The sequence below is a fragment of the Neisseria sp. P0022.S010 genome (genome assembly GCF_051956635.1).
Window position 1 is genome coordinate 1 of the sequence record NZ_JBQCXF010000797.1, and the last position, 651, is coordinate 651.

The following is a 651-nucleotide window of genomic DNA, read 5'->3' on the forward strand; positions in this document are numbered from 1 at the left end:
GTCAAATGCAAATTTATTTTTTAATCCTAATATGTCAAGCCAACCTTGAACGTTCGGTACAAACTGATAAACGTTAAAGCCGCCCCACAACCCAATCGGATCCTGATTCACAAACCGACCCGCATCAGGTTCATAATACCTGAAGGAGTTGTAATGCAGCCTCGTTTCACGGTCGGCGTACTGGTTTTGCAATCGGAAGGGTTGGTGAGCAGTTCCGGATATGTTGGTTTCACTCTTCAGTTTGCCCCAACCGTAATAATCCCCGAACCACAGCAAATTACCGTCCTTATCGGTCATTTCTCTTGGGATGTCGATTTGGTCGCAGTGGAAGTAGTGGGTTTGTTGGAGGCTTTCTCCGTCTTCGTTGGTCCGGTTGTGTACCTGTGCCAAAGGTTCATAACTGTCGGGATCGGTGTAGATATAGGTATATCTGCCGTCCGATTGGATTTCTTGCAAGAGGTGGCTGCCGTCCCAAACGAAGCGGGTTTGCTCTTCGAGACGAAGGTCGTCTGAAAAATGTTTTGTCAGACGAACTACGTTTACTTATTGCTATTCATATATTCGTGAGGCATTCAAAATGTCTGCTAACATACTCCAATTTAAAGTTTTGTCGTTATATTCTTTCATACCCATATTTTTATAGTATCCATC

At 44.1% G+C, this 651-nt stretch carries 2 protein-coding genes; both read right to left on the reverse strand.

Going from position 1 to position 651, the window contains the following annotated elements; genetic code table 11:
• Positions 1–456, reverse strand: a 456-nt coding sequence (locus ACTHUT_RS21470; protein ID WP_440419832.1) for an RHS repeat-associated core domain-containing protein, incomplete at its 3' end; no start/stop codon positions are given.
• 93 nt (positions 457–549) lie between these two features.
• Positions 550–651: DUF7660 family protein (locus tag ACTHUT_RS21475; RefSeq protein ID WP_440419834.1), on the reverse strand; the 102-nt coding region annotated here is incomplete at its 5' end.